The sequence below is a fragment of the Marinobacter sp. B-12 genome, assembly GCF_056857915.1.
Map to the genome: position 1 here is coordinate 195,666 of NZ_JBSXOB010000057.1, position 25,788 is coordinate 221,453.

General features: G+C 55.7%; 22 protein-coding genes. 15 read left to right on the forward strand and 7 right to left on the reverse strand.

The features are described 5' to 3' along the window. Nucleotides 1–17: 17 nt before the first annotated feature. Nucleotides 18–1,631, reverse strand: a complete 1,614-nt coding sequence (locus AC13D2_RS12475) for a flagellin N-terminal helical domain-containing protein (protein WP_482938704.1) — start codon at nt 1,629–1,631, stop codon at nt 18–20. Between the two features lie 383 nt (nt 1,632–2,014). Between AC13D2_RS12475 and AC13D2_RS12480 the strand changes: the two genes are divergently transcribed. The 6 genes from AC13D2_RS12480 (at nt 2,015) to AC13D2_RS12505 (ending at nt 8,842) form a co-directional block, all read left to right on the forward strand. Then, nucleotides 2,015–3,640 carry a flagellin N-terminal helical domain-containing protein gene (locus AC13D2_RS12480; protein ID WP_482938705.1) on the forward strand — a complete coding sequence of 542 codons (1,626 nt, stop codon included), beginning with the start codon at nt 2,015–2,017 and terminating at the stop codon, nt 3,638–3,640. A gap of 69 nt (nt 3,641–3,709) precedes the next feature. Further along, on the forward strand, nt 3,710–4,147 hold the full coding sequence (locus AC13D2_RS12485) for a flagellar protein FlaG (protein ID WP_482938706.1): 438 nt from the start codon (nt 3,710–3,712) through the stop codon (nt 4,145–4,147). 189 nt (nt 4,148–4,336) lie between these two features. Continuing rightward, nucleotides 4,337–6,310, forward strand: a complete 1,974-nt coding sequence (gene fliD / locus AC13D2_RS12490; protein ID WP_482938707.1) for a flagellar filament capping protein FliD — start codon at nt 4,337–4,339, stop codon at nt 6,308–6,310. A gap of 36 nt (nt 6,311–6,346) precedes the next feature. After that, the gene (fliS, locus tag AC13D2_RS12495) at nt 6,347–6,748 is read left to right on the forward strand and encodes a flagellar export chaperone FliS (RefSeq protein WP_482938708.1); all 402 of its coding nucleotides are present in this window, start codon (nt 6,347–6,349) and stop codon (nt 6,746–6,748) included. 15 nt (nt 6,749–6,763) lie between these two features. Beyond that, the gene (locus AC13D2_RS12500) at nt 6,764–7,555 is read left to right on the forward strand and encodes a substrate-binding periplasmic protein (RefSeq protein WP_482938709.1); all 792 of its coding nucleotides are present in this window, start codon (nt 6,764–6,766) and stop codon (nt 7,553–7,555) included. Nucleotides 7,556–7,630: 75 nt separating this feature from the next. Then, nucleotides 7,631–8,842, forward strand: coding sequence for an argininosuccinate synthase (locus tag AC13D2_RS12505; protein WP_292047534.1), 1,212 nt, complete (start codon nt 7,631–7,633; stop codon nt 8,840–8,842). On the opposite strand, the gene AC13D2_RS12510 is transcribed toward AC13D2_RS12505, so the two are convergent. Continuing rightward, a complete protein-coding gene (locus AC13D2_RS12510; protein ID WP_420389111.1) occupies nt 8,839–9,864 on the reverse strand; it encodes an AraC family transcriptional regulator in 1,026 nt (341 codons plus the stop codon). The genes AC13D2_RS12505 and AC13D2_RS12510 overlap by 4 nt on opposite strands. A 282-nt stretch (nt 9,865–10,146) precedes the next feature. After that, entirely contained in the window at nt 10,147–11,115 is a 969-nt protein-coding gene (locus AC13D2_RS12515; protein ID WP_482938710.1) for a response regulator, read from the reverse strand. Nucleotides 11,116–11,261: 146 nt separating this feature from the next. Between AC13D2_RS12515 and AC13D2_RS12520 the strand changes: the two genes are divergently transcribed. Genes AC13D2_RS12520 through AC13D2_RS12530 form a run of 3 tightly spaced genes read left to right on the forward strand, consistent with a single transcriptional unit; the run spans nt 11,262 to nt 13,453 of the window. Further along, nucleotides 11,262–11,744: a YajQ family cyclic di-GMP-binding protein gene (locus AC13D2_RS12520; RefSeq protein ID WP_269400033.1), complete on the forward strand. Its 483-nt coding sequence runs from the start codon at nt 11,262–11,264 to the stop codon at nt 11,742–11,744. Nucleotides 11,745–11,783: 39 nt separating this feature from the next. After that, complete coding sequence (locus AC13D2_RS12525) at nt 11,784–13,145, forward strand: AmpG family muropeptide MFS transporter (protein ID WP_482938755.1); 1,362 nt, start codon at nt 11,784–11,786, stop codon at nt 13,143–13,145. Continuing rightward, nucleotides 13,142–13,453, forward strand: coding sequence for an MGMT family protein (locus tag AC13D2_RS12530; protein WP_482938711.1), 312 nt, complete (start codon nt 13,142–13,144; stop codon nt 13,451–13,453). Before AC13D2_RS12525 ends, AC13D2_RS12530 begins: the two co-directional genes overlap by 4 nt. Before the next feature lie 178 nt (nt 13,454–13,631). Here AC13D2_RS12530 and AC13D2_RS12535 read toward each other — a convergent pair whose 3' ends face one another. After that, nucleotides 13,632–14,393: an SDR family oxidoreductase gene (locus tag AC13D2_RS12535; protein ID WP_292047542.1), complete on the reverse strand. Its 762-nt coding sequence runs from the start codon at nt 14,391–14,393 to the stop codon at nt 13,632–13,634. Between the two features lie 97 nt (nt 14,394–14,490). On the opposite strand from AC13D2_RS12535, the gene AC13D2_RS12540 reads away from it, so the two are divergent. The 6 genes from AC13D2_RS12540 (at nt 14,491) to gspD (ending at nt 21,049) form a co-directional block, all read left to right on the forward strand. Next, the gene (locus AC13D2_RS12540) at nt 14,491–15,078 is read left to right on the forward strand and encodes an FxsA family protein (RefSeq protein WP_482938712.1); all 588 of its coding nucleotides are present in this window, start codon (nt 14,491–14,493) and stop codon (nt 15,076–15,078) included. Between the two features lie 162 nt (nt 15,079–15,240). Next, complete coding sequence (groES, locus tag AC13D2_RS12545) at nt 15,241–15,528, forward strand: co-chaperone GroES (RefSeq protein WP_292047544.1); 288 nt, start codon at nt 15,241–15,243, stop codon at nt 15,526–15,528. A gap of 65 nt (nt 15,529–15,593) precedes the next feature. Further along, nucleotides 15,594–17,246, forward strand: a complete 1,653-nt coding sequence (gene groL / locus AC13D2_RS12550) for a chaperonin GroEL (RefSeq protein ID WP_036210097.1) — start codon at nt 15,594–15,596, stop codon at nt 17,244–17,246. Nucleotides 17,247–17,412: 166 nt separating this feature from the next. Beyond that, a complete protein-coding gene (gene gspN / locus AC13D2_RS12555) occupies nt 17,413–18,207 on the forward strand; it encodes a type II secretion system protein N (protein ID WP_036210099.1) in 795 nt (264 codons plus the stop codon). A 5-nt stretch (nt 18,208–18,212) separates the two neighbouring features. After that, the gene (locus AC13D2_RS12560; RefSeq protein WP_036210102.1) at nt 18,213–19,064 is read left to right on the forward strand and encodes a type II secretion system protein N; all 852 of its coding nucleotides are present in this window, start codon (nt 18,213–18,215) and stop codon (nt 19,062–19,064) included. A 32-nt stretch (nt 19,065–19,096) separates the two neighbouring features. Beyond that, the gene (gene gspD, locus AC13D2_RS12565; protein ID WP_482938713.1) at nt 19,097–21,049 is read left to right on the forward strand and encodes a type II secretion system secretin GspD; all 1,953 of its coding nucleotides are present in this window, start codon (nt 19,097–19,099) and stop codon (nt 21,047–21,049) included. 18 nt (nt 21,050–21,067) lie between these two features. Here gspD and AC13D2_RS12570 read toward each other — a convergent pair whose 3' ends face one another. From AC13D2_RS12570 to AC13D2_RS12580, 3 genes are read right to left on the reverse strand one after another with little or no spacing between them, the layout of a single operon-like run. Continuing rightward, nucleotides 21,068–23,044: a M48 family metallopeptidase gene (locus tag AC13D2_RS12570; protein ID WP_482938714.1), complete on the reverse strand. Its 1,977-nt coding sequence runs from the start codon at nt 23,042–23,044 to the stop codon at nt 21,068–21,070. Between the two features lie 11 nt (nt 23,045–23,055). Then, on the reverse strand, nt 23,056–23,643 hold the full coding sequence (locus AC13D2_RS12575) for a LemA family protein (RefSeq protein WP_041332466.1): 588 nt from the start codon (nt 23,641–23,643) through the stop codon (nt 23,056–23,058). 38 nt (nt 23,644–23,681) lie between these two features. Then, nucleotides 23,682–25,742, reverse strand: a complete 2,061-nt coding sequence (locus AC13D2_RS12580; RefSeq protein ID WP_482938715.1) for a putative bifunctional diguanylate cyclase/phosphodiesterase — start codon at nt 25,740–25,742, stop codon at nt 23,682–23,684. Between the last annotated feature and the right edge of the window lie 46 nt (nt 25,743–25,788).

The window sequence follows — 25,788 nt, forward strand, 5'->3', positions numbered from 1 at the left end:
TCTGTTACGAAACCCGATTAACCCTGCAGCAACTGAAGAACCTGCTGCGGCCTTGCGTTGGCCTGGGCCAATACCGACAAGCCAGCCTGCTGGAGCACCTGGGTGCGGGCGAGATTTGCAGACTCTGCCGCGAAATCGGCGTCCTGGATTCTGGAGCGCGCTGCGGTCAGGTTTTCGGCAGTTGTGCCAAGGTTTGCGATCGTGGTCTCGAAGCGATTCTGGATGGCACCCAAATCCGCTCGCACGCTGTTAATAGATTGCAGCGCGGAATCCATGGCGAGCAAGGCTTTGTTTGCACCCGAGATGGTTGAGATATCCACTGTGGCCACATTTTGTGTGTCATCGACATTTAGCAGTGCCTGGTTGAAGCCGATGATGTCGCCACCGCCACTGATGGTGACGTTATCCAAGGACTGTAGCGTGACCTCGCCACGATAGAGAAAATCGTTGGATGCAGTTGCGTCAGTGTCAGGTGTCTGAGTGAAACCATCCTGGAATATTGAGGTAATGCTTGAGGCAGCGCCTGCGGCTTCATTGTTTGCCGCATCCCCCTCGGTAATCGACATGGTTTCGTCAATGTCGATGTTCCTGCCATCGTCAGCGCGAAGTACCAACTCGCCAGATGTGTCGATCTCTGCGCGTATACCAGTCTTGCTGCTGAATTCATTGATGGCCGCTTCAGCATCTGCAAGAGAGATTGAATCGCCTGTGTCCAACGTGGTCTCGAGAACTTTTACGCCATTGATGTCGAGGCTGTAAGTAGCCGTGTCGCCCTCCGCTGCTGGGTCGGTGAAGGTCGCGAGAGAGTTGTTGCCAGTGCCAATGCCTGCGAAACTCTTTTCCGTTTCGGCAAGAGCGCTCACACCATCAAGAGCGCTGCCGTTAATGGAAGCTGCCTTTGCGTAGGCGCTGTCAGCCTCCTGTCCTGCAAGGGTGCCCGCAAAGCGGGTTGAATCGGCTACCACTGTTCCGTTAATGATGACAGATGTTCCCGTGGCTGCGCTGCTCACGCCGCTGAAGTCAGTAATACCGGTTTGGGCGGCACCATTAGTTCCGCCTGTGGCCGTACCCAGTGTCTCTGCGCCGGTGCGAGCGATCTGACCGGCCACATCGACAACTGAACCAATCTGGTTGGCCTTGGTGCCATCAATGGATACGCCTATCGTCTGGTTAGCGTTAGCGCCTACCTGGAACTGCTGAGTGGTATAGCTGCCATCCAGAATGCGCAATCCGTTGAACTCGGTTTCCGAGGCAATACGGTCAATCTCTTCAATCAGCTGAGACACCTCCGCTTGGAGTGCCTTCCTGTCCGAGCCAGAGTTCGTGGCGTTGGCAGACTGAACCGCAAGCTCACGAATTCGTTGCAGTGCGTTGGCGGCTTCACCCAAAGCACCTTCTGCGACCTGGGACAGGGAAATACCGTCGTTGGCGTTTCGGATCGCCTGATTGAGCCCTTTGATCTGACTTGTAAAGCGCTCGGAGATTGCCAGGCCAGCCGCATCGTCTTTCGCAGAATTGATCCGTAGACCAGAAGACAGTCTTTGAAGTGTGGTGTCAGCCGAACGCTGTGAGGTGTTCAAGTTACGTTGGGCGTTCAGTGAAGCTACGTTGGTATTGATTACTTGTGGCATTTCTTTTCTCCCTGCTCCCAGGTGCCGGTGGCCAGACGCCATGATGCTTGAACGCGTGGTCGGCAAAATATCGTTTGATTACCGTTTGGAGGGATTAAAGCGAACACTGTGCCAGTTTTCTGAAAGTTCCGTTAAGGTGCTGATAATTATTGCTATATAGTCATTACTGTAAATATGCTTTGGTAGCTTTTTGCCATGAAAATGGCGGCCATAACGGAAAGTCATTGCCGCTCTTACAATCTTTTACAAAGTTTTTTTGGTTTTTTCTCAAGGAAGGAATCGAGGTGCCGTTAAGCATTGCAACAGGGCGGTGCTGCCAACAAACGATTAGGCGCCGGACCTTTTTCACAAAGAAACGACATTAGTCGAAAAGGGGAAGCATTATGGCTCTCGGAATTAACACCAACGTTGCATCACTGTCTGCTCAAAACCAGCTGAGCAATTCCCAAAAACTGAACGATCAGGCTCTTGAACGCCTCTCCTCTGGTCTGCGGATCAATTCTGCGAAGGACGATGCGGCTGGCCTGGCAATCTCCGAGCGCTTTACAAGTCAGATCAACGGCCTGAATCAGGCTGCCCGAAACGCCAACGACGGTATTTCATTGGCCCAGACCGCCGAGGGTGCGCTTGAGGAGACCAGTAATATTCTTCAGCGTATTCGTGAGCTGGCAGTTCAATCTTCGAATGCCACCAACTCTGCGTCAGATCGTGAGGCTTTGCAGCAGGAAGTCAGCCAGTTGCTCAACGAAGTAGATCGTGTTGCTTCAACCACCCAATTTAACGGTTTGAACCTTCTTGACGGTACATTCTCAGCTCAGAATTTCCAGGTTGGTGCCAACGCAAATCAGACTATTAGTGTCTCCGTTGCGGGAGTAAAAACTAGCCAGCTCGGCGCGTCTGTTAATGATTCTGGTGCTAGGGCTGAGACGGTAACGGGGGACACCACTGGTGCAACTAACGCAACCAGAACAATCAGTGATGGTGCAGATGCTTTTGCTGCTACCCGGAGCTTAACTGGGGCAGTAACTGCTAACGCCGCATCAGACATTTCAATCAACGATGTTTCCATCGATTCCTCAACAGCATTTGCAATTGCTGGTGACTCATATCGTGGCGGCGACAGCGCTACTGCAAAGGCTGCCGCAATTAATGCTGCCTCTGGCCAAACTGGCGTTTCTGCCCAAGCTGACAACACGATTACTTTCGGTAACAATGCCGGAGTGGCAGGGGTTGATGATTTCCTGAACTTTTCCGCAGGTACTACATTTGACGCTGCGGGCTCTTACGCGCTGCAGATCAACGGTGAAACTGTTTTGTCTCAAACGTTCGCCAATGGGTCGAATACCGCAGATGCTAACATTTCTCTGAATGATGCCATTGCTTCAATCAATGCTTCCTCAGATAAAACAGGCGTTACCGCTCGGAAAGAAGGTGACCAGTTGGTGCTGCAGGCACAGGATGGGCGGAACATTGAAATCAATGAAACTGCGTCGTTCGATGGTGCTGCTGCAACATCTATGGAAACAGTTTTTTCAACTACCAGCGATACAGTTGACGCGGGTGCAACAGCGATTAATGCAACGGACACATTCCGCGGCAATGTCACTCTTTCATCAAACGATAGTGTTACGCTTGCTGGCACAGTCGCTGATCTCGGTTTTGACTCTACAAGCCAATCCAACATTGCGGCGAGTGGCAGCCTGGAAGGTTTGACGATTGAGACGGTTGATGGCGCAAGTTCCGCAATTAGTCGAGTCGATGCAGCACTGAACACCATCAACGACAATCGCGCCCAACTAGGTGCTGTGCAGAACCGCTTCGAGTCTACCATCTCAAACATTCAGACTACTTCTGAAAATCTTTCGGCTGCTCGTGGTCGGATTTTGGACGCGGACTTCGCGGCAGAAACTGCCAAGCTGTCCAAGTCTCAGGTATTGCAGCAGGCTGGTATTTCAGTTCTGGCACAGGCTAACGCCCGCCCTCAGCAGGTTCTGTCCCTCCTGCAGTAAAGGGGGAGCGGTAACATCCGGAGCCTTCGGGCTCCGGTTTTACGCCGTTTAAGGATAGTGAGGTGAGCTATGAATGACGTTAACCTGAATGGCCCGGATCTGAAGCAGGTTCGAATCAGTGAGCAAGCGCCTGCACGGGCAATTTCGTCATCTCAGGCCGAGGCCAGGAATGACTCCGACCTAGCTGCTCCATCAAAAGGAAAGGGTACTGACAGTCTCGCTGTTTCTCAGGCTCAGGAGGTTTCCAAAGCTGAAAGGCTTCAAAACCGGAGCGAGAGCCCAAGAGGGGAGCTGGATGCTGCGGTGTCGCAACTGAATGACTTCGTACAGAACGTGCAGAGAGATCTGCAGTTTGAAGTTGATAACGAGCGCGGTGCAACGATTGTCCGCGTGGTGGATCAGCAGACCCAGGAAGTGATTCGGCAGATTCCCGATGAACTAGCTTTGAGGTTGGCAGAAAAATTGCAGCAGGATGAACCGCTGACGCTCCTCAACATCGAAGTGTAAAAGCCCAGGCTTAAGCGCTAGAGTTGAAAGCGTGTATTCGGCACCGCCTTACCTGATGGTTCGGAGGTGTTTTGCGTTAAGTTGGACGCACACTCTGTTACAAAAATGGCCAAGTTTGAGGCAAAGTTTTGCCGCTTTCGGCCGTTAAGCTCTTAAATGAAGAGAGCGCCTTCCTGAGGAGGCAATGTTATGGCTATATCATCGCTAGGTATTGGGTCAGGAGTTCTGAGTTCAGACCTCGTCGATCAGCTCGTGTCTGCCGAGCGCAAGCCCACGGAAAGCCGGCTGGAATTTAAGACTCAGCGTACCGAAGCGCTCTTGTCCGCCTACGGCACATTGCGCAGTGCTATCACTGAATTACGGTTGCCAATGCGGCAGCTGAGCGCTCCCGATAACATGACGGCGTTCTCCGCAAGTTCTTCCAATGAAGACGTTGCAGTAACACTGGATGATAGTAAGGCCAGCCGTGGCTCTTACACGGTCCAGGTAGATAGCCTCGCCCAGGCACAGTCGCTGGCTTCCGGCACCTTTGCAGATAAAGACACCACTGGAATTGGTACGGGGTCTCTTACGTTGCAAGTTGGTGACGAATCCAAAGTTCTGACCATTGATGGAACCAACAACACCCTTCAAGGTCTGGCCAATGAGATTAACGATGCCAGCATAGGTGTAACGGCAGGTGTTATCGACACCGGCTCCGGCTTTCGCCTGGTGATGTCTGCTGAGGAAACCGGTATCGCTAATGCAGTGTCGATTATCGCAACCGACGATGATGGCAATAATACCGATGCCGTTGGACTGTCACAATTTGTATTCGACGGAACAACCAATAATTTGACGGAGACCATCGCGGCGAAGGATGCGGTGGTACAAGTCAATGGCATTCAGATTACCCGCGCGACCAACAACATTGAAAATGTCATTGATGGTCTGAGCTTCGAGCTGAAGACCGAAGGCGTGACTTCAAGCGTCAAGGTCGAGCAGGATTTCGGGGCCGTTGCCGACCGGGTGCAAGGTTTTGTTGATAAATTCAATGGCCTGCAGTCGGTGATCAAGGGACTTTCAGGGTTCAATGCCGAGACTGGCCAGGGCGCATTGTTAACTGGCGACAGTACCGTTCGTGGCATCCAGAATCAGCTCCGGAATGTCCTCACCCGGGTTGTACCTGGTCTTGAAAACGCTTCAGTCCGTAGTTTGGCCGATGCTGGCATTACCACAAATTTTGAAACCGGCAATCTGGAGCTTGATCGTACCAAGCTTGAAGAGCAGCTTAAGAACAATCCAGATGATGTGACCGCCCTTTTTGCTGAACAGGGGCGGGCTTCAGACGCTCAGGTTGAGTTTGTTCGAAGCGGGATTAGCACAGAGCCCGGCACGTACGGCATTAACGTTACCCAGGCGGCCACCAGGGGTTCAGTTTCGGGCAACGCGGCGCTGGCGGACAATGTCACCATCGATGACACAAATGATGAACTCACGTTGTTGGTTGACGAAGAGACCAGCGTGTCATTGAAGCTAGCTGCCGGTACTTATGCGACCGCGCAAGATTTGGTGGATCAGGTTCAGAGCCAGATCAACGCAAGCTCTGCTCTGAGTGCGGCGGGTGGTTCTGTTCAGGTGTCACTGAACGGAAGCGGGCAGCTTACATTTACCTCCAGCAAGTACGGTAGTGAATCGAACGTAAATGTCACTTCAGTTGAAAATGGTGCTGCCCTCGGTTTGGCGGTAGCTACGGGAACCGCTGGGGTGGATATAGAAGGGACCATTGATGGTCGTGTCGCCGAAGGTGACGGACAGATTTTGTTCCTTGGTAGTGGGAACGGAAATGCTTCCGGCCTCCAGGTGAAAATTACCGGCGACCAGATCGGTAGTCGGGGTAACATACAGTTTATTGAGGGTATCGCAGAGCGGACTGTTGAGCTGGTAACCAACATTGTTGGTGCGGATGGTGCGCTAGAATCCCGGACTGAAGGTTTGAATAAGGAGCTTGAGCGAATTCAGGCTGAGCAGGTAAAGCTGAATGAGCGTATCGCTTCTTATCGCGAGCGTTTGGTGTCCCAATTCAGCGCTGCTGATTCTCTGATCTCCCAGCTCAACAGTACTCGGGAGTATGTAAGCCAGCAGCTCGCTGCGCTCGCTCCTCAGAACAACCGTGATAACTGATCCGGTAAGACCGAAACCTGAAGCAAGAGGCAAACTATGAACGGTTTACAGGCATATCAGCGCGTAAACACCCAAACCAGCATCACCGACGCGGACCCACACAAGCTGATCCAGTTGCTCTATAACGGAGCCCTGGAACGCATTAACATGGCCAAGGCCAGAATGCAGGTGAAGGATTTTGAGGGCAAAGGCCGGCTGATTTCCAAAGCGATTGAAATCATCGGTGGTCTCCGTGGCTTCCTGGATTTCGAGAAGGGTGGTGATCTGGCGGCGCGCCTGGAATCAATCTATGATTACATGGAGCGCACGTTATTTGAGGCCAACGCCCAAAACAACATAGCCAAGCTCGATGAAGTAGCTGACCTACTGCGTTCGATTAAAGACGGCTGGGACGGTATTCGCGAAGAAGCGACCTCTCTGCAGCAAAAGGCGGTGTGAACACGAGATCTTCTATTGAGAATCATAGGATGGTTGCTGATTGCTGTGTCATCGATGCCCTTGTCAGCGGCATCTGCGGCTGAGAGTGGGCACTCTCTGTCGCCTGGCGAAGCAGTTATCTTTTCCTTACCGGATGTTTGGCCCTGGGCCTACGAAGACGATGATGGAAAGTTCAGAGGCGGCCTCTTTGAAGTCGCCCACCGGCTTTCCGAAATCTCCGGAGTGCCAGTCTCACCCCAGCTAAGACCTCTGCGTCGTGCGATTGTTGAACTTCGCTCAGGCCATGCGAATTTCACCATCTTGTTTCAGAGTCCCGAACTGGACAACGAAGCCATCAATGTGGCCACAATCACACGTGTCAATATATTGCTGGCCGCGATGGCGGATACGGCCTACCCACTCACGCTTGCGGATTTGAAAGGCATGAAAGTGGCCTATATTCGGGGCACGTATCTTGGCGATGCGTTTGAGCGAGACACGAACGTTGCAAAAGTGCCGGTGAACGCGATCCGCCAGGCGGTTGAGCTGCTTTCGATGGGAAGAATTTCTGCCATACTGGCCAGCGAACACAACCTCCGGCAAACCTTGTCAGAGGAGGGGCTGAGCCCGAGTATGTTGAGGTACACGGTGCATGTTCCCGAACAAGTGGGCGCGCTCTATATGTCCCGGGTTTCAAGCTTGCCGGACGTGGCCCTTAAGTTTAAGGCCGCCATTGCGACAATGAACGCGGACGGAGAGCTCAACAGAATTTTCTATGGCGAAGCTCGCAGTGCTTCGCAGAACGACCTTGCCCGCCCCACCCAATAGCCATTCCCCCCGCTGTCCCGTACAATACGCCCCTTATTTTTGATACATCCATTCTGTTCAGTCTGGAGCAAGGGCATGTCTGATATTAAAAAGGTGGTTCTGGCCTATTCCGGTGGCCTGGATACCTCGGTAATCGTTCGCTGGTTGCAGGATACCTATGAGTGTGAGGTGGTGACGTTCACCGCTGACATCGGCCAGGGCGAGGAAGTGGAACCGGCGCGCGAGAAAGCGAAAGCGCTGGGCGTAAAGGAAATCTACATCGAGGACCTGCGCGAGGAATTCGTTCGTGACTACGTGTTCCCGATGTTCCGCGCCAACACTATCTACGAAGGGGAGTATCTGCTGGGTACCTCCATCGCACGTCCGCTGATTTCTCGTCGTTTGATCGAGATTGCCAACGAGACCGGCGCGGATGCCATTTCCCACGGTGCTACCGGCAAGGGCAACGATCAGGTCCGTTTTGAGCTGGGCGCTTATGCGCTGAAGCCGGGTGTGAAGGTGATTGCACCCTGGCGAGAGTGGGATCTGAATTCCCGTGAGAAGTTGTTGGCCTACTGCGATGAGCGCAACATTCCGGTGGAAAAGAAGAAGGGCAAGAGCCCGTACTCCATGGACGCCAACTTGCTGCATATCTCTTACGAAGGCATCAACCTGGAAGATCCCTGGGCGGAAGCCGAGGAAGATATGTGGCGTTGGAGTGTGTCTCCGGAAGCGGCTCCTGACACGCCTTCCTACATCGAAGTGACTTATCAGAAAGGCGATATCGTTGCGATTGATGGCCAGGCCATGAAGCCTCACGAGGTGCTCGAGCACCTGAACAGGGTAGCGGGCGAGAACGGTATTGGCCGCCTCGACATTGTTGAGAATCGATATGTGGGCATGAAGTCTCGCGGTTGTTACGAAACCCCGGGCGGCACCATCATGCTGCGCGCCCACCGTGCGATTGAGTCCATCACCCTGGACCGCGAAGTGGCGCACCTGAAGGACAGCATCATGCCGCGTTACGCGGAGGTGATTTACAACGGTTACTGGTGGTCGCCGGAGCGGGAAGCCCTGCAGGCGTTGATCGACCAGACCCAGACCTATGTAAACGGTACCGTGCGCCTGAAGCTCTACAAAGGCAATGTGGATGTGGTTGGCCGCAAGTCGGACGATTCTCTGTTTGATGAGAAGATTGCGACCTTTGAGGAAGACCAGGGCGCCTACGATCAGAAGGATGCAGAAGGCTTTATCAAGCTGAATGCGCTTCGGTTGCGGATTGCGGCTGGCAAGGGCCGCAAGCTTTAACTGGCCTCCCGTGACGCCCGGAACTCTCCGGGCGTCTTCCCCGTTTCTGCTTTGAACTTTCTGTGAAATGACGTTGTTTCGCTGTATCCCAGTCTGAGCGCAATTTCGGGAATCCCCAAGTCGCTGTTGGTCAGAAAATCCTCGGCCATTGCCTGTCTCACTTCGTCCAGCAACTGCTGATACGAAACACCTTCCTGGCTAAGTTTTCGCTGCAACGTTCGGCTGGTCATGCCCAGATGGTCCGCGACCATGTCCTGGCGCGTGATGCCGTGCATCAATTGCTTGCGGATGCTGTGTTTTACCCGGTTGGTGAGGGCTGTGTCGGTGTCCAGGGTGGCCAGTTGGCTGAGGGCGTGGGCTTCCAGGGTTTTGCGCAATAGGGGGTCAGGCTGGCGTAAGGGGATGCTCAGTAGGTCCTTGTGCAGAACAATGGCGTCTTCTACGGAACGAAAACGGACCGGGCAGCCCCAGCGTTCAGTGTAGGCGCTTTCCAGGTCGGGGCCGGGTGAAGGGTGTTCCAGGTGGACTTCCACCGGTGAGGCGGTGTTGTTGTCAGCCAACCAGCGGGCGTAGTTGATCCAGGAGGCGAAGACGTTGTCCACCATATGGGGGCGGGCGACCGGGTCGGTGTAGTTGCAGGACCAGATCAGTTTGATGTGATCGCCGCTACCTGCAATCTGCGTGGTGCCCATGTCGCCGACCAGTTTCTCGAACGGGGCAATGCGTGCCACGGCCTCACCCAACGTGGCGGAGCTCATGGTGATATATCCAAGAACACTGTAGGACCCCGGTTGTACGAAGTCGCCTGTTTCCAGGCCGAGGATGGGGTTGCGGCTTTCCTCGCAAACAAGCCGTATGAACGCCTGGAACTGTTCGCCGTTTATGCGCTCGTCGTCGGTTTGAAGAACCGATGAATCAAGCCCTGCTTTGGTGAACAGTGCAGAGGTATCCAGGCCCTGTGCATCAGCGGCGCGAACGTATTGTCTGAGGGCTGCTACGGAGGCGGTTCCGAGGGTTTTCATGGTTACGGCAACGTCTTGGGGTTATTGTTGCCATCAGTATAACGGAAGCTGAAAAGAAAAAAGCCAGCTAAGAAGCTGGCTTAAAAACAAGGAAAGAACGAAAGTGCCTGAAAAATTCGTTACTTCTGTGGACTTTCCCCATTTGGCGGCGGAGGTACTACACGGCTCCTCCGCCATGGGGGATACTGCTTAAATCCACAATTGCAGAATAGGGCTTTCGCTGATGGAAGTCTGTTTGTGATGTGTGTCGCAGTGTTACGTAGCGTAATCCGACACTCCACGTCAGGTTTTCTCCAGCTCCGGTCTCGTCTCGGTAAACCGCCGGGTCTCATACGCATCCACCAGGCCCTGAACCGCCGCACGCTCCATCTCCTGGACCGAGGGGGTGCCGTTTTGGGCATCCGCACTGCAAAGCACCATCCCCGCTTCAACGGAAATATAACCGGCAGTGGTCTTCAGGGCTTTATGGTTGATGCCGTCAAATACGCGGCGAAAGGCTGTTGTGGAGCAATGGTCGCTGTTTGGGAAGTGGGCAATGATTGCGTACTGGTTGTCGCCCACGCGGCACAGGGAATCCATGGGCCGGATCAGATTGCTCAGGCGTCGGGCGATGCCAACGGCCAAATCACTCATCACCGAGGGCGCATGCTTGCGCTTGAGTTCCTGCCAGTTACGGATGCCACACAGCACATAGGAAGAGGCGCCACCACGGGACTCTGCCTGCCGCAGGCATTTACCCAGCTTGTTCCGGGCATAGCGGTTATTGCAGAGACCTGTTTCAAGGTCAATGATGTTGCTGCTTTCCAGTTCGCGGTTGTTCTCGATCAACAGGGAATTAGCACGCAGGAGGGTGTTCTGGCGATCCGCCATGCGGTCGGCTGCGAAAATCCGTGGAATCAGCTGTTTGGTCATGTCCGACTTATAGATGAAGTCGTCGACGCCCCGGTCGAATGCTTCTGACAGCGCCTCCACACTCTCCCGGGCGGTGAGCAGGATCACGTAGGTATAGTGGTTGTTCTGCTCATCCTGCTGGCGAACCTGATCGGTCAGTTCCAGCCCGTCCATCTCCGGCATCAGCCAGTCGGCAATCAACACACTGACCGGGCGCTGGTCGATAAATTCAAGCGCGGCAGGGGCATTGTTGGCGATTCGTACGTCGCGGTATCCTGCATTACGGAGGGTTCGGCCCACGACCATGCTGCTGAATTTGGCATCGTCTACTACGAGGATGGGAAGATCAAGATTCGGCATTGTTATCTACTACTCACCAGTCCATTGTCAGATGCGGTGCCGGCCCGGTCTTGGTATGCTTTGGCACCTTGCGCAATCAGAAGGGCACCAGTATAGCGTTTTGTGCGTGCCCTGACGTGGATAATTGTAAAAAGTGAGAACACATCATGCCCTCTTTTGACATTGTTTCTGAAATCGACATGCACGAAGTGACCAACGCCGTGGACCAGGCCAAGCGCGAGCTGGGCAATCGCTGGGACTTCAAGAACGTGGACGCGGACATCGAACTGGACGACAAAGGCATCACCGTCAGTGCTGAGCAGGAATTCCAGTTGGAGCAGTTAATGGACATGCTGCGAATGGCCTTCGCCAAGCGCAATATCGATTCCCGGGCGCTGTCTGAAGACGGCGAGAGCAAAGCCGGCAAGCTGGTCAAACAGCACCTGCAATTGAAGCAGGGGATCGAAACCGACATGGCCAAGAAAATCGTCAAAATGATCAAGGACGGCAAGCTCAAAGTACAGGCCAGCATTGAAGGTGACAAGGTTCGGGTAAAAGGGAAAAAGCGTGACGACCTGCAGACAGCCATCGCCCTGCTGAAGGAAGCGGAACTGGATATCCCATTGCAGTTCAACAATTTCCGCGACTGAACCGGGAGCAATACCATCTTATCCGGCAACACCCTGGCACTGCTCAAGGAAACCCTCCACACCTACACGCGCTGGCAGGTTGTCGCGCTGTTGTTTCTCGGTTTTTCAGCCGGCCTGCCATTTCTGCTGGTGTTTTCCACGCTGAACGCAAGGTTGGCGGACGTAGGAGTGGAAACGGCCACCATCGGTTTTTTCAGTTGGTTGGGCATAACCTATTCCATCAAGGTGTTCTGGGCACCGGTGGTGGACCGGTTGAAATTGCCGCTTCTCGACAGGCTGCTGGGCAAGCGCCGGAGTTGGATATTATTGGCCCAGGCGGGCATCGCAACGGGCCTGTACCTTATGGCCCACGTGGACGCCACAGTGGCACCGGAAATGATGGCATTCTGCGGTTTACTGGTGGCTTTTTCGTCGGCCACCCAGGACGTGGCGATTGATGCCTACCGGATCGAAATCGCAGAAGAGCGCCTGCAGGCCGCGCTGGCGGCTACCTATATCTTCGGCTACCGGCTGGCTTTGCTGGTCGCCGGGGCCGGGGCCTTGTATCTTGCGGAATTCTGGTCCTGGCAGGTGTCTTACGAAGTCATGGCGCTACTTGTTGGCGTAGGCATGGCGACGGTGCTCATCGTGCGGGAGCCCAGCGTCAATCATTATGCAGCCGCACAGGACATCGCCGACAAAATTGAGCACGAAGCGAGCAAACGAACCCACCTAAACCCTCGCCTGGCTCGGTTCATCGGATGGTTCTACGCCGCAATTGCAGGGCCTTTCCTGGATTTCTTCCGACGCTATAAAGAGCTCGCCATCATGATCCTGGTGATGGTCGCAGTGTATCGCATCTCCGACATCGCCATGGGGGTAATGGCCAACCCTTTCTACCTGGATTTCATGGGCTTCTCCAAAACCCAGGTGGCCGACGTCACCAAAATCTTCGGCTTCTTCATGACCATCGCCGGTTCGCTGGTGGGCGGCGTTCTCGTAGTAAGGTACGGCGTGCGTCGCATCCTGCTGGCCGGCGCCATCATGACCGCAGCCACCAACCTGCTATTCGTAGTGCTGGCGCAATATCCGCCCAATATTGTCACATTGGCGCTGGTGGTCAGCGCCGACAACCTCAGTGGCGGTATCGCGAACGTTGCCCTCATTGCCTGGCTGTCCAGCATGACCAGCGCGGCCTTCACCGCCACCCAATACGCCCTGTTCAGCTCCCTGATGACACTGCCCGGAAAATTCATCGGTGGCTTCTCCGGCATCGTCGTTGCCGGATTCGGTTACGCGGAATTTTTCCTGGTCGCCGGCATAATGGGGGTTCCCGCCATACTGCTGGCCATATACCTGATGCGCAAAGGCGAGCGTCTGGACGCCCTGGCACCGCGAAACGAAGCTGCTGAGTCGTCATGACCGAACCCACCAAAGACCAGAAAATCTGGCAGGTTGTCGCCGCTATCCCTGCTGGCCAAGTAGCCAGCTACGGCCAGATCGCAGATATGGCCGGCCTGGGCCGGCAGGCCAGGTATATCGGTAAAGCTTTGGGGAAGCTTCCAGAGGGGCACTCCATCCCTTGGTATCGAGTGATCAGAAGCAACGGACAAATTGCGTTTCCCATCGGCAGCGAGGCGTTTGAAACGCAAGCCCAAAGCTTGCGGGAGGAAGGAGTCGTTGTGGTAGATGGACGAATATCAATGAAGCAGTTCGGCTGGCGTCCGTAGATTTTTTGTGTGGATACACATCGGAGTTAAGTCGGGCAGGGGGTGGTGCTGAATTTTTCTGCCAGAAAAAGATGTCCGAGCAAAGCGAGTTCTTTTTCAAAGAAAAATTCAGCACCACCCCCTAGCCAGCCCCCAACCCCCTCAGGCTAGGGAACAGGGGGGAGGCAAAGCTCAAACCCTAGAGCCGCAAAGCCCCATCAACCTCAATCATCCGCCCCGACATATAATCATTCTCAAAAATAAACGCCGCCGCAGACGCAATCTCCTCTGGCTTACCCATACGCTTCAGCGGAATACCCGCCGTCATCTTCTCAAGGGCTTCCGGTTTCATCGAGGCCGTCATCTCAGTCTCGATAAAGCCAGGCGCAATCCCCATGCACCGAATACCATAGCGAGCAAGCTCCTTGGCCCAAACCGGCACCAGGGCGGAAACACCGGCCTTGGCAGCGGAATAGTTACTCTGGCCCATATTTCCAGCGCGGGAAATCGACGCAATGTTAATGATCACACCCTGATCGCCGTTCCTGATCATCTGTGTTGACGCCTCGCGGCCACACAGGAAAACCCCGGTCAGGTTCACATCGATCACCGACTGCCACTGAGACAGCTCCATCCGCTTCTCCACCTGGCCGTCCTTCACCTTCACCATCAGCCCATCACGCAAAATACCGGCGTTATTAATCAACCCGTTAAGCTGGCCGAAATCGGACACGATGGCCTCAAACGTCCTCTCGACATCTTCTTCCTTGGCAACGTTGCAAACATAGATCCTGGCGTCTCCACCGGCTTTTTTACAGGCAACTGCGGCTTCCTCCAGTTTCTCTGGCATCAGGTCAATCAGCGCCAGGCGCGCGCCTTTTGCGGCCAGGTACTCAGCCATGGCTCGGCCCAATCCCTGGCCGCCACCGGTAATCGCAATCACGGAATCTTGAAGTTTCATGTTTTGCCCTAAAGTAAATCATTAGCGGAAGCGGCGAGTATATCAGAGGTTTTTACGGTCGCAGCAACCAGACTACTGTTCACTCCGGGAGGCTCATTTGGGCATTTTTCTGTTTCTATTCATTGTTATGCCCATCGTCGAAATGACGATTCTGATCAAAGTCGGCACCATGATTGGCGCCCTGAACACCATAGGCCTCGTTCTCTTGACGGCCATCATTGGTGCCGCCCTGCTGCGGCAACAGGGGTTGGCAATCCTGCTGAAGGCCAATCAGCGCCTCAATAGTGGGGAGCTGCCGGCCAAGGAAGTGGCGGAAGGCCTGATCCTGGCCGTAGGCGGTGCCCTGCTACTGACACCGGGGTTCGTCACTGACACCGTCGGTTTCCTTTGTCTGATTCCGGGTACCCGCCACTGGTTCGCTGCCCAGGCCCTGAAACGGATGGTGGTGGCCGGCCAATCCGGCGGTTTCACATTTACCGCAGGCCAGCAGAGGCCTTTCCAGGGGCAGGGACCCTTTGGGGGGAGCGAAGGGCCGTTCGGGCGTCAAAATCCTTTCGACAGGAACGATGACATTATTGAAGGGGAATACCGCGACGAAACCGAGCGGGACTACGATCGCCTGAACCGGAACACCGATGGCCGAGCGGGTAGTGATCAGAAGGATGATCGACCGAAAAAAAACTGAAAAATTTTTTCGGCGAAGTGTTGAAAACGCATCGGCCACCCCCACATAGGATTCACAAGTTCGCTGCGGGCTAATAACCGCTGTAAAACAGTTGGTTAAAGGCTCCGGCTTTTAACGCAACCATCATTGCCAAACCTAACCTGACATTGGAGATATCGAGCAATGAACATTCGTCCGCTACACGATCGTGTTGTCGTGCGCCGTAAGGAAGAAGAAGAGAAAACAGCTGGTGGCATCGTGCTGCCGGGTAATGCCAAAGAGAAGCCGTCCCAGGGCGAAGTTATCGCCGTAGGAAATGGCCGTATTCTCGACAATGGCGAAACCCGTGCGCTGGCGGTAAAGGTGGGTGACACCGTGGTCTTTGGCCAGTACGCCGGTAACACCGTTAAGGTTGACGGTGAAGACCTGCTCATCATGAGCGAAAACGACATTTTCGGCGTTCTCGAGTAAGCGCTCGGTTACGCAGCAATCCGATTGAACGATTGAATTGGGTTTAACGAACAGGAATAGATGACATGGCAGCAAAAGACGTTAGATTCGGTGACAGCGCCCGTAAACGCATGGTTCAGGGTGTCAACATCCTGGCGGACGCAGTTAAGGTAACCTTGGGCCCGAAAGGCCGTAACGTGGTTCTGGACAAGTCCTTTGGCGCACCGACCGTTACCAAGGACGGCGTATCCGTCGCCAAGGAAATCGAGCTGAAAGACAAGTTCGAGAACATGGGTGCCCAGATGGTCAAGGAAGTTGCTTCCCAGGCCAACGATACCGCCGGTGACGGCACCACCACTGCGACCGTTCTGGCACAGGCCATTGTTCGTGAGGGCATCAAGGCCGTTACTGCCGGCATGAACCCGATGGACCTCAAACGTGGCATCGACAAGGCGACAATCGCAGCAGTACAGGCCATCCGTGACCTGTCCAAGCCCTGTGACGACAGCCGCAACATTGCCCAGGTAGGCACGATCTCCGCCAACGGCGACGAGACCATCGGCCAGCTCATCGCAGACGCGATGGAGAAAGTGGGTAAGGAAGGCGTAATCACCGTTGAGGAAGGCCGTGGCCTGGAAGACGAGCTGGACGTAGTGGAAGGCATGCAGTTTGACCGTGGCTTCCTGTCTCCGTACTTCATCAACAACCAGGAAAACATGTCCACCGAACTGGATGACCCGTACATCCTGCTGGTTGACAAGAAGATCTCCAACATCCGTGAGCTTCTGCCCGTTCTGGAATCTGTGGCCAAGGCTGGTAAGCCTTTGCAGATTATTGCTGAAGACATCGAAGGTGAAGCGTTGGCGACCCTGGTCGTGAACAATATGCGCGGCATTGTGAAAGTAAATGCTGTAAAAGCACCCGGCTTCGGTGACCGCCGCAAGGAAATGCTGCAGGACATCGCTATTCTGACTGGCGGCACTGTTATTTCCGAAGAAGTCGGCCTGTCTCTGGAAAACACCACCATTGATGACCTGGGTACTGCCAAGCGTGTCAACGTCACCAAGGAAAACACCACCATTATTGGCGGTGCTGGTGCTCAGGGTGATATCGAAGCCCGCGTTGAGCAGATCCGTAAGCAGATTGAAGACAGCTCTTCCGACTACGACAAGGAAAAGCTCCAGGAGCGCGTGGCCAAGCTGGCTGGCGGTGTAGCCGTCATCAAGGTTGGCGCCGGTTCTGAAGTGGAAATGAAAGAGAAGAAGGCCCGCGTTGAAGACGCTCTGCACTCCACCCGCGCTGCGGTTGAAGAGGGCATTGTGCCGGGCGGCGGTGTCACCCTGATTCGCGCCATCGCGGCCCTGGACAAGGTTGACGCCATCAACGAAGAGCAAAAGGCGGGCGTTAACATCCTGCGCCGTGCCATGGAAGCTCCGCTGCGCCAGATCGTGACCAACGCCGGTGGTGAAGCCTCCGTTGTTGTGAACAAGATCATGGAAGGCGAAGGTGCCTATGGCTATAACGCCTCTACCGAAGCGTTCGGTGACATGCTGGAAATGGGTATCCTTGACCCGGCCAAAGTGACCCGTTCCGCGCTGCAGGCAGCCGCTTCCGTGGCTTCCCTGATCATCACCACTGAGGCGATGATTGCGGACGAGCCGGAAGAAGAAGGCGCCGGCGGCGGTATGCCGGACATGGGTGGCATGGGCGGAATGGGAGGCATGGGCGGCATGATGTAATGCCGACCGGACCCGGACCAATTCTCAGTTGTTGAGAAATGGCCCCATAAACCCGGAAAACCCCGCATTGGTTCACACCGATGCGGGGTTTTTTGTTTTTTTGTCATGAACTTGCGAAATGGCTTTGCTAGACTCGGCAACCGGCCATTTATCTTTGTGACACTGTATGAGCGAAACCCCAGCAAAAGCCTTTCTCAGACCCGGCAAAGTGTTCCTACTGACCTTGGCCGGTGTGCTGGTTTATCTGGTGGCGCTGGTGGTTCTCGTACCGGCCGGATGGCTTTGGCATCAGGCGTCTGCCTATGTTGCGCTTCCGCCGGAAGTCCAGGTCAGTCAGGTGTCTGGCAGGGTCTGGTCAGGCGCTGCCGGCGTGGTGGTCGCCGGTTATCCTGTGAGGCTTGAGTGGCGGCTGGGCATGCCGTCCGTTTCTGGATTATCGTTACCCGTCGATTTTTCAGTGTCGTCGTCACAGTCTTCCGTGGATGGCAATGTTAGTCTCGGATGGCAGGGGGCAGGCACCCTCAACGCCAGTGGCCATCTGGCAGTCGCTGAATTTGAGGACCTGATCCGACGCAGCGGTGGAGCCGTCATCGAAGGTGACGTCACCATTGATCGATTGGTGTTGTCGTGGCAGGACAACCGCGTGACCCAGGCCGACGGCGTTGGCCGCTGGGCAGGAGGCCAGGTTACCTGGCCCATGGGGAATAATATTGGCCAGGCAGATTTCCCGCCCATGCTGGCGACGATGGACAGTACGGCCGATGGCGTTGCGCTGGTCATCTCGGAGCAGGGCGGCGATGTCCCCGCGGCGGATGCCGAGATTCGCTGGAACGGTATGATGGAGTTGCGAGTCTATAAGCGCATGATCGACCTGGCCGACCAACCCTGGCCAGATTCTGCTAACCCCAGTGATGTCGTCTTCAGGGTCAAGCAGCCCTTGATTCCGGGAGGTGCTCTGTGACAGCAATGGCGGCTGTTATCGGTAGCCGGCGACTGCCCCGGTTGCTGGCCAATTTGTTACTGGCGGGCCTCGTGGTTTATGTTGCCCTGGTACTGGCGCAGACAACCTGGCTCATCGCCTGGGATGACCGCCCGGTGGCCATGGCACCCGCCTCTGACAGCCGCGCGAGCGCTTCAGGTGGCGGCCGATTACAGCCACTGGCGGCCCATCAGGTGTTTGGCAGGGCGGAAGAACAAACCCGTGTCGCAGAAGTGGTACGCCGGTCGGCACCGGAAACCAGGCTCAACCTCAGGCTTGAAGGTGTGCTGGTGGCAGAGCGCCCGGAGGACTCCGGTGCTATAGTTGCGGGAAGCAATGGAGTAACTGAGCACTATCGTGTGGGTGAGGTCTTGCCCGGTAACGCCGAACTGGCGGAAGTGGAACCAGGCCGGGTGCTGATTCGCAGGAATGGGCAATACGAAACCCTGACGTTTGAAGAACAGCTTTCCACTGGCCTGGTTGAGGGCGTGGAAGAAGATTTGGCGGAACCGGCGTCTTCGCCGGAGCAGTTCCTGAGTGAAGCACGGGAACAGCTTGATTCCCAGGGAGTTGCGGCGCTTGCACCATACGGGCTGAGCCCGACCGGGGAGGGAGGTACGTCCGGTTATGTGTACGATGGTTCCAATGCCATGCTCAATGCTGTCAACCTCAGGGCCGGTGACGTCATCACTGCCGTCAATGGTCAGCGGCTGGGGGATCTTGAGCAGGATATGATGCTTTTTGAGAATTGGCGGTCTGAGCCGCAATTGGAAATAGAAATTGAACGGGACGGATCCATTCTGACCGTGAGCTATGCCATACCTGAACAGTGGCGATGAACGGATTTAACGATACAGGACAATAACGCCAGATGCTTAACCACAGATCCAAATTATTCCGGGCCTTTGTTCTGGTCCTGCTGATGCCCCTGATGTCTGTTGCTTACGGGCAGGAAACGGAGACCTGGCGACTGAACCTGAAGGACGCCGACATTCGCGCCTTTGTGACCCAGGTGGCCGATATCACCGGCTACAGCTTTGTTGTGGATCCACGGGTAAAGGGAAAGGTGACCGTCCTGTCCAGCGCCCCCATGAACAAGGACGAGATTTACGACCTGTTCCTGGCCGTGTTGCAGGTGCATGGTTTCACCGCCATTCCCGGCGAGGAAGTGATCAAGGTGGTTCAGCAGGTGGACGCCAAACAATCCGCTGAGTCGCTGGAGCGGTTTACGGAGGTACCCTCAGAGCAGCTGATTACCCGTGTTATTCAGATCGATAACGCCAATGCCCTCGAACTGGTACCCATCCTGCGCCCGCTCGTGGCCAAGTATGGCCACCTGGCGGGGGTGGCGGCCGCCAACGCCCTGATCGTCAGCGACCACTCTTCCAATATCCAGCGCATCGAACAGATTGTGAGAGAGCTCGACAGTCCGTCCAAATACGAGGTGGAGGTGATCCAGCTCGAAGAGGCCTGGGTGGGCGATATGGTCGAGTTGCTGCAGGAACTGGCTCCGGCGGAATTGGGCCAGGGTGGTGGCGATAACGCTGCCCGCAAGTACAGCGTAACGGCCGATGAGCGCAGCAACCGGCTTATTCTCAGGGGTGATGAAACCTTCCGTGACAAGATGAGGGAGCTGATCAGGAAGCTGGACCAGCCCTCAGCCACCGGCGGTACGACCAAGGTCATTCGCCTGAGCCACGCGGACGCGGAGAATCTTACTGAGATTCTCAAGGGCGTGATGGGTGAGGTGGCCAAGGAATCTTCCGGGGGGGCTGGTGGTGCTGGCGGCAGTGCCGGAAGCGGACGTAACACCAACTTTTCCGTTTTCGCCGACGAGGGGCTGAACGCGCTTGTGGTACGCGGTGAACCGTCGATGATGCAGGAAGCTGAAATGATCGTTAAGGCCCTGGATGTTCGCCGTGCCCAGGTAATGATTGAGGCGGCCATCGTCGAAATCAGCGACGAGCTGGGGCAGGATCTGGGCGTCCAGTTGGCACTGGGTGATGAATCCGGCGAGTCTACGCCAATAGCCGGCACCAACTTCAACAACGTCGGCCGAAGCCTGGGCGACGTATTGGGTGCGATCCTTTCTGATTCGGTGATTGCACCGGCCACCGGCGGTATTACCATTGGCGCAGGCCAGCGGAATGAAAACGGCGTTTCCTGGGGCGTGCTGCTGCAGGCTCTGTCGACCTCGGCGGCGGCAAATCTGCTGTCTACTCCCAGTATCATTACCCTGGATAACCAGGAATCCGAAATCATCGTTGGCCAGAACGTACCTTTCCGTACCGGTCAGTCCACTGTCACAGGTGACGGTACAACCAACCCATTTACCACGATTGAGCGTCGCGATATCGGTCTCACCCTGAAGGTGACACCCACTATCAGCGCCGATGGTCTTGTACGGTTGGTGGTGGAGCAGACCACCGAGAATATTGGTGACAGCGTGGAGTCCGCCTCCGATATCATTACCAACAAGCGTGAAATCAAGACCACGGTCCTGGCAGATGATGGCGAAACCATCGTTCTGGGTGGTTTGACGACCGATGATTTGCAGGTGAATAAGAGTAAGGTTCCCCTGCTGGGCGACATCCCGGTGTTGGGGCGTCTGTTTTCCTCCGAATCCGAGCGCCGGGTGAAACGCAACCTGCTGGTATTCCTGCGCCCGACGATCATGCTTGGCAAGGCCGATGCTGTAGCCGCCACGGATGAGAAGTTCCAGAGCCTGTGGGAGATCAATCTCGGTGTGCGCAAGAAGCTGGGGCTACCGGACCCGGAAAGACCGCCCACGAAAGACTCCCTGTTCCGGCCCCAGTCTAACTGATCAATCAAGGGGCTGATCTCAGGCCGCCAGTGGCGGCATCGGGCAGTCCAGTTGATCCGCCACCAGGCGGATCAACTCGTATTCAGTGGTCTTGATCCTACCATCTGCAACCACGCAATGACCGCAGGCATCGAGAATGGCGGGCTTTAGCAGTGGCGACAGGGTGTTCAGCACCAAAAGCGCATTGCGCAGGTGCTTGATGGATACCGTCTCCAGAAGCTCTGATTTCTCCCGCCCGGCGGTAAAACCTGCCATCGCCTCAGCGTACAGATCCTCGCTGTCGATGCCCTGTCGAGCACCGGCCCGAGCCATCAGGCTGAACAACACTTGCAGTTGGCCGGTTACTGTGCGGTAGCTGCGGTGGCGTACCGGAACCACGCGAGCTGAGTCTCCCGCAAGGTGGCGGCGAAGAAAGGAATGCATGGCGAGTTCGTAGAGGCTCAGACGGTTGTCTGCCCTGATCAACACCTCCGTACACGACATTAACTGGTTGCGCTCATCCGGATCGAGCTTTCTCAGGGCCGGCATGGCCAGTTCCAGTGCCGGGAATCGTACTGCCTCGCCCAGTGAGATGAGGGCGGGCAGCAGTTTGTTCAACAGGTCGGCGTTAGGCGCAAAGAGGGCGTTGGCGGTGACCAGCGCCAGCCGTTTCTGTTGCGATGACTCAGGAAGCTGGTAGATCAGTAGCGCATAGCACAGCTGAATGGCGCCGGCCCGGGTGTAAAGCAGGTTGCGAAATGTTGATGGCAGTCGGTTGAGAAGGTCCACGGCGTAGTCTTCGCTGCGTTTGTTGACGGTGCCTACCGTCGTTGAGATATCTGCCGATGGCCGGGTGTTCAGGGGCGATGTGGAGGCGCGAGGGCTGGCTGCGCTGAAGCCGGAAACCGCTCCATGGGCCGTATCTGCACTGGTTTCGGAGGTTTGGTGCGAGCCCATGGATCGAAGGGCACTTCCCGGTTCGCTGTCTCTAAGCCTGCTGCGAAGGCGGGCAAACATACCCGGCTGGATGGCTTCGATACGCTCCTGAACCGGAGGGTGGGACGCCAGCAATGCTGCAAATTTCATGCGTGCGCTTTCGCCAAAACACATGTGGTTCATGTCACTGGCATGGCTGGTGGTGTCCAGATAGCCCCCTTTGAGGCCAATCTTGAACAGCGCGCCGGCAATGCCTTCGGGGTTACGGGTGAATTGTACCGAGGAGGCATCCGCCAGCATTTCCCGTTGCCGTGATACCGCGGACTGAATCAGTCTTCCGAAGAATACGCCCACATAGCCGATTACCAGCAGCGCCAAACCTACCAGCCCGAAAACAGCCTGGCCCCGACGGTCACGGGATGAGTGGCTGGATACATGGGAGCGGTGGAAGGATGCCCTGAGCAGGAAGGCACCGATCTGTCCGATCATCAGGATGCCGGCCAGGATGGCGATCAAACGGACGTTCAGACGCATATCGCCGTTGAGAACATGGCTGAACTCGTGACCAACGACGCCCTGGAGCTCATCACGGGTGAGTTGTGTCAGGGCCCCATGGGTCACCACCATGACCGCCTCGCCGGGCGTATAGCCGGCCACAAAGGCGTTGATGCCGGTCTCGTGGTCCATCACGTAAAGCTCGGGCACACTGATGCCGCTGGCGATGGACATTTCTTCCACGATATTGCGAAGCCTACGCTCGTCGGTGTCCCTGGTGGCGGGGTCAATCGCACGGGCGCCGACCATTTTTGCAACACGCTCGCCACCGCCCGACAGGTCCGCCCAGCGGATCAGAGAGCCAATACCGATCAGGGCAACGACCGCTATCGCTGTATACAGCCCATGGCGGCTCAGTAGCCAGTCGGCAAACGCCAGCCCGGTGTATTCGCTGCGGGTTACCAGATAACCCACCAGACAAACCAGGAGCGTGATGATCACGACCGCGGCCAGAAACAGAGCCACCAGCAAGCCCGTGTTGCGACGGGCGCTGGCCTGGCGCTGGAAAAAACCGGGATGTGCCATGGCAACGGGCCTCAGAAGGCGACTTTCGGCGCCTGACGGGCCTCAGGAGATTCCAGCTCCAGCTGGGAGGAAGGTTTGAAAGCGAACAGTCCGGCCACGATGTTGTTGGGGAACTGTTCACGGAAGATGTTGTAGCCCATGACGCCATCGTTGTAGGCCTGGCGGGCAAAGGAAACCCGGTTCTCTGTGCTGGAAAGCTCTTCCATCAACTGCTGGATGGTTTCGTTGGCTTTAAGCTCTGGGTAGTTTTCCGCCACGGCGTAAAAGTTGGCGAGCGCTTTAGAGAGCATGTTCTCGGCGCTTCCCAGGCGCTGGATTTTGCCTCCATCTGCTGGGTCGCCCGCAGCGTCCTTCTGAGCGCTGACCGCGTTATTCCGGGCTTCCATCACTTCGGTAAGGGTGTTGCGCTCGTGGGAAAGGTAGGCCTTGGCCGATTCCACCAGGTTGGGAATCAGGTCATGGCGGCGCTGGAGTTGAACATCAATCTGGGCAAATCCGTTTTTGAACTGGTTTCTCAGTGATACCAGGCGGTTGTAGATAAACACGATGTAGACAACAACGACTGCAATAACAATCAGGCCGATCAGTGTGGTTCCCATGGGCGGCTCCTTGCGTTCCTGGTGGGGTGACTCAGTGGTCAGACATTATTTTCGACAATTTTGTTGTGAAAGCCAGCAACAAATACCTCGAAATCGTGGGGTTTGAGCGGCTTGCTGAAGTAGTAGCCCTGGGCCAGTTTGCAGCCACGCTGCGCGAGGTAGTATTCCTGTTCCGCGGTCTCAACGCCTTCAGCCACCACCGTCAGATTCAGGCTCTTGCCAAGGTCGATGATGGTGTTGGCAATGCGGGTGTCTTCCTCGTTGACAAGCAGGTCATGAATGAACTGCTTGTCGATTTTCAGATGCTGGACCGGCATGCGCTTGAGGTAGGTCAGGGAAGAGTAACCGGTACCGAAATCATCCACCGCTATGCTGATGCCCGCTTTATGCAGGCGTTTCAGCTTCTTCACGGCGTCTTCCAGATTAGTCATGAAACTGGTTTCGGTCACTTCCAGTTCAAGACGTCCGGCGGGGATGTTGTGGCGTTTCAGGGTATCCAGAATCTCGTCCACGATGTGGTTCTGACGTAATTGTACCGCTGAAAGGTTGATCGCAATGCGCAGGGGCATGCCGTCGCTGGCCCAGCGCGCCGCCTGCCAGCAGGCCTGATCCAGAACCCACTGGCCGATTTCCACGATACTGCCGTTCATCTCGGCTACCGGTATGAAGTGATCCGGTGGCACAAGGCCCTTCTCTGGATGTTCCCAGCGAATCAGCGCTTCCGCCCCGATAATCCGGTGGGTTTCCAGGTTGATCTGTGGTTGGTAAACCAAGTGGAACTGCTTATTGTGGAGCGCGATGGAGAGATCTTTCTCAAGCTGTTTGCGTTCACGAATTTCCTGGTCAACGCTGGCAACGTAGAACTGGAAATAATTGTGTCCGCCTTCCTTGGCCAGGGCCATGGTTTGTTCGGCGTTTTGCAGCAACCTGTCGGCTTGACTCGCGTCTCCTGGAAACAGGGCGATGCCGAGGGTGGCGGTCATGGTGATGGTCTGCTCATCGAAGATCATCGGGCTGCTTAGAGAGGCCAGTATACGGTCGGCAGTGTCGGCGGCCTGAAATCCGTCTCTCAATCCCTTCTCCACCACAACAAACTGGTCGCTGCCCAGTCGGGCGATGGTAAAGCGCGTACCGCCGAGCTTCTGCGTAAGGCGATCGGCCACGGTTTGCAGGATCATGTCGCCGGTGCGGAAACCGCACTGCTCGTTGATGGACTTGAAGTCATCGATGCCACAACAGATCAGTGACAGGACCAAGTTGTCATCACTGGCGTCTGCAATATCGGCCTGGAGCAACTCCATGAAGGTGTCTCGGCTGGGCAGGCCGGTTAGCTGATCGTACCTTGAGAGCCGGGTAACACGATCTTCTGCTTCCCGGTGGCGGGTCTGGCTGTCGCCAATCGCAACCAGGAGGTTGTTGGTGGCGTTGACCCAAAGGCCCAATTCATCTTTCTGATGGCCGTGAGGCAGGTGGATCAGATTGTCATCGGGGTGATCCGGGTTGACCTGTTTAACAGAGCGTACAATTCGTAGCAGTGGGCGCGTCAGCAGTAGATGGAAAACCACAAATAGCACCATTCCGAGAATGACGGCAATCGCGATGCCGGAGGCGAAGGTGATGGAAGCGCGCTCAAGCCAGGTTCGGGCAGCCGGACCGGTGTCGTACTTTAGCTCAAGGTAACCGTAAACATTGCCGGTGCCAGTGTCCCGGGAAAGCTCTTTGCGATAGTAACGTTCAGATTCAAAAATCGGGTCCGTAATCCGGCGGGAGGCGCTTTCTTTCAAAGGGCGGTCACGGCTGCCGAGAGGTTCGCCGTCGGGGTGGGTAATGCGTGCGACACGCATGGCTTCCTGAGCAAACAGGCCGTCGACCACCTGTTGGGCAAGGTCAGCATCGATACTGAAAACGGCCTGGGTTGATGCGTCCTTGACCAGTGCCATGGTTTGCCGCGCCTGATCATCGAGAGACTGCGATACCCGTCCGGCATCAAGGATGACCTGCACGGTGCTGACGATGACCCCACTAATTAACGCCACGGCGAGTACCCATCGCAGCACCCGGTACCCCAGGCGATGTTCTACCTCATAAGAATTTTGCATGGAGGCCTGTTTGATTCGTTCCAACTGAATGAGACCCGGTATCGCT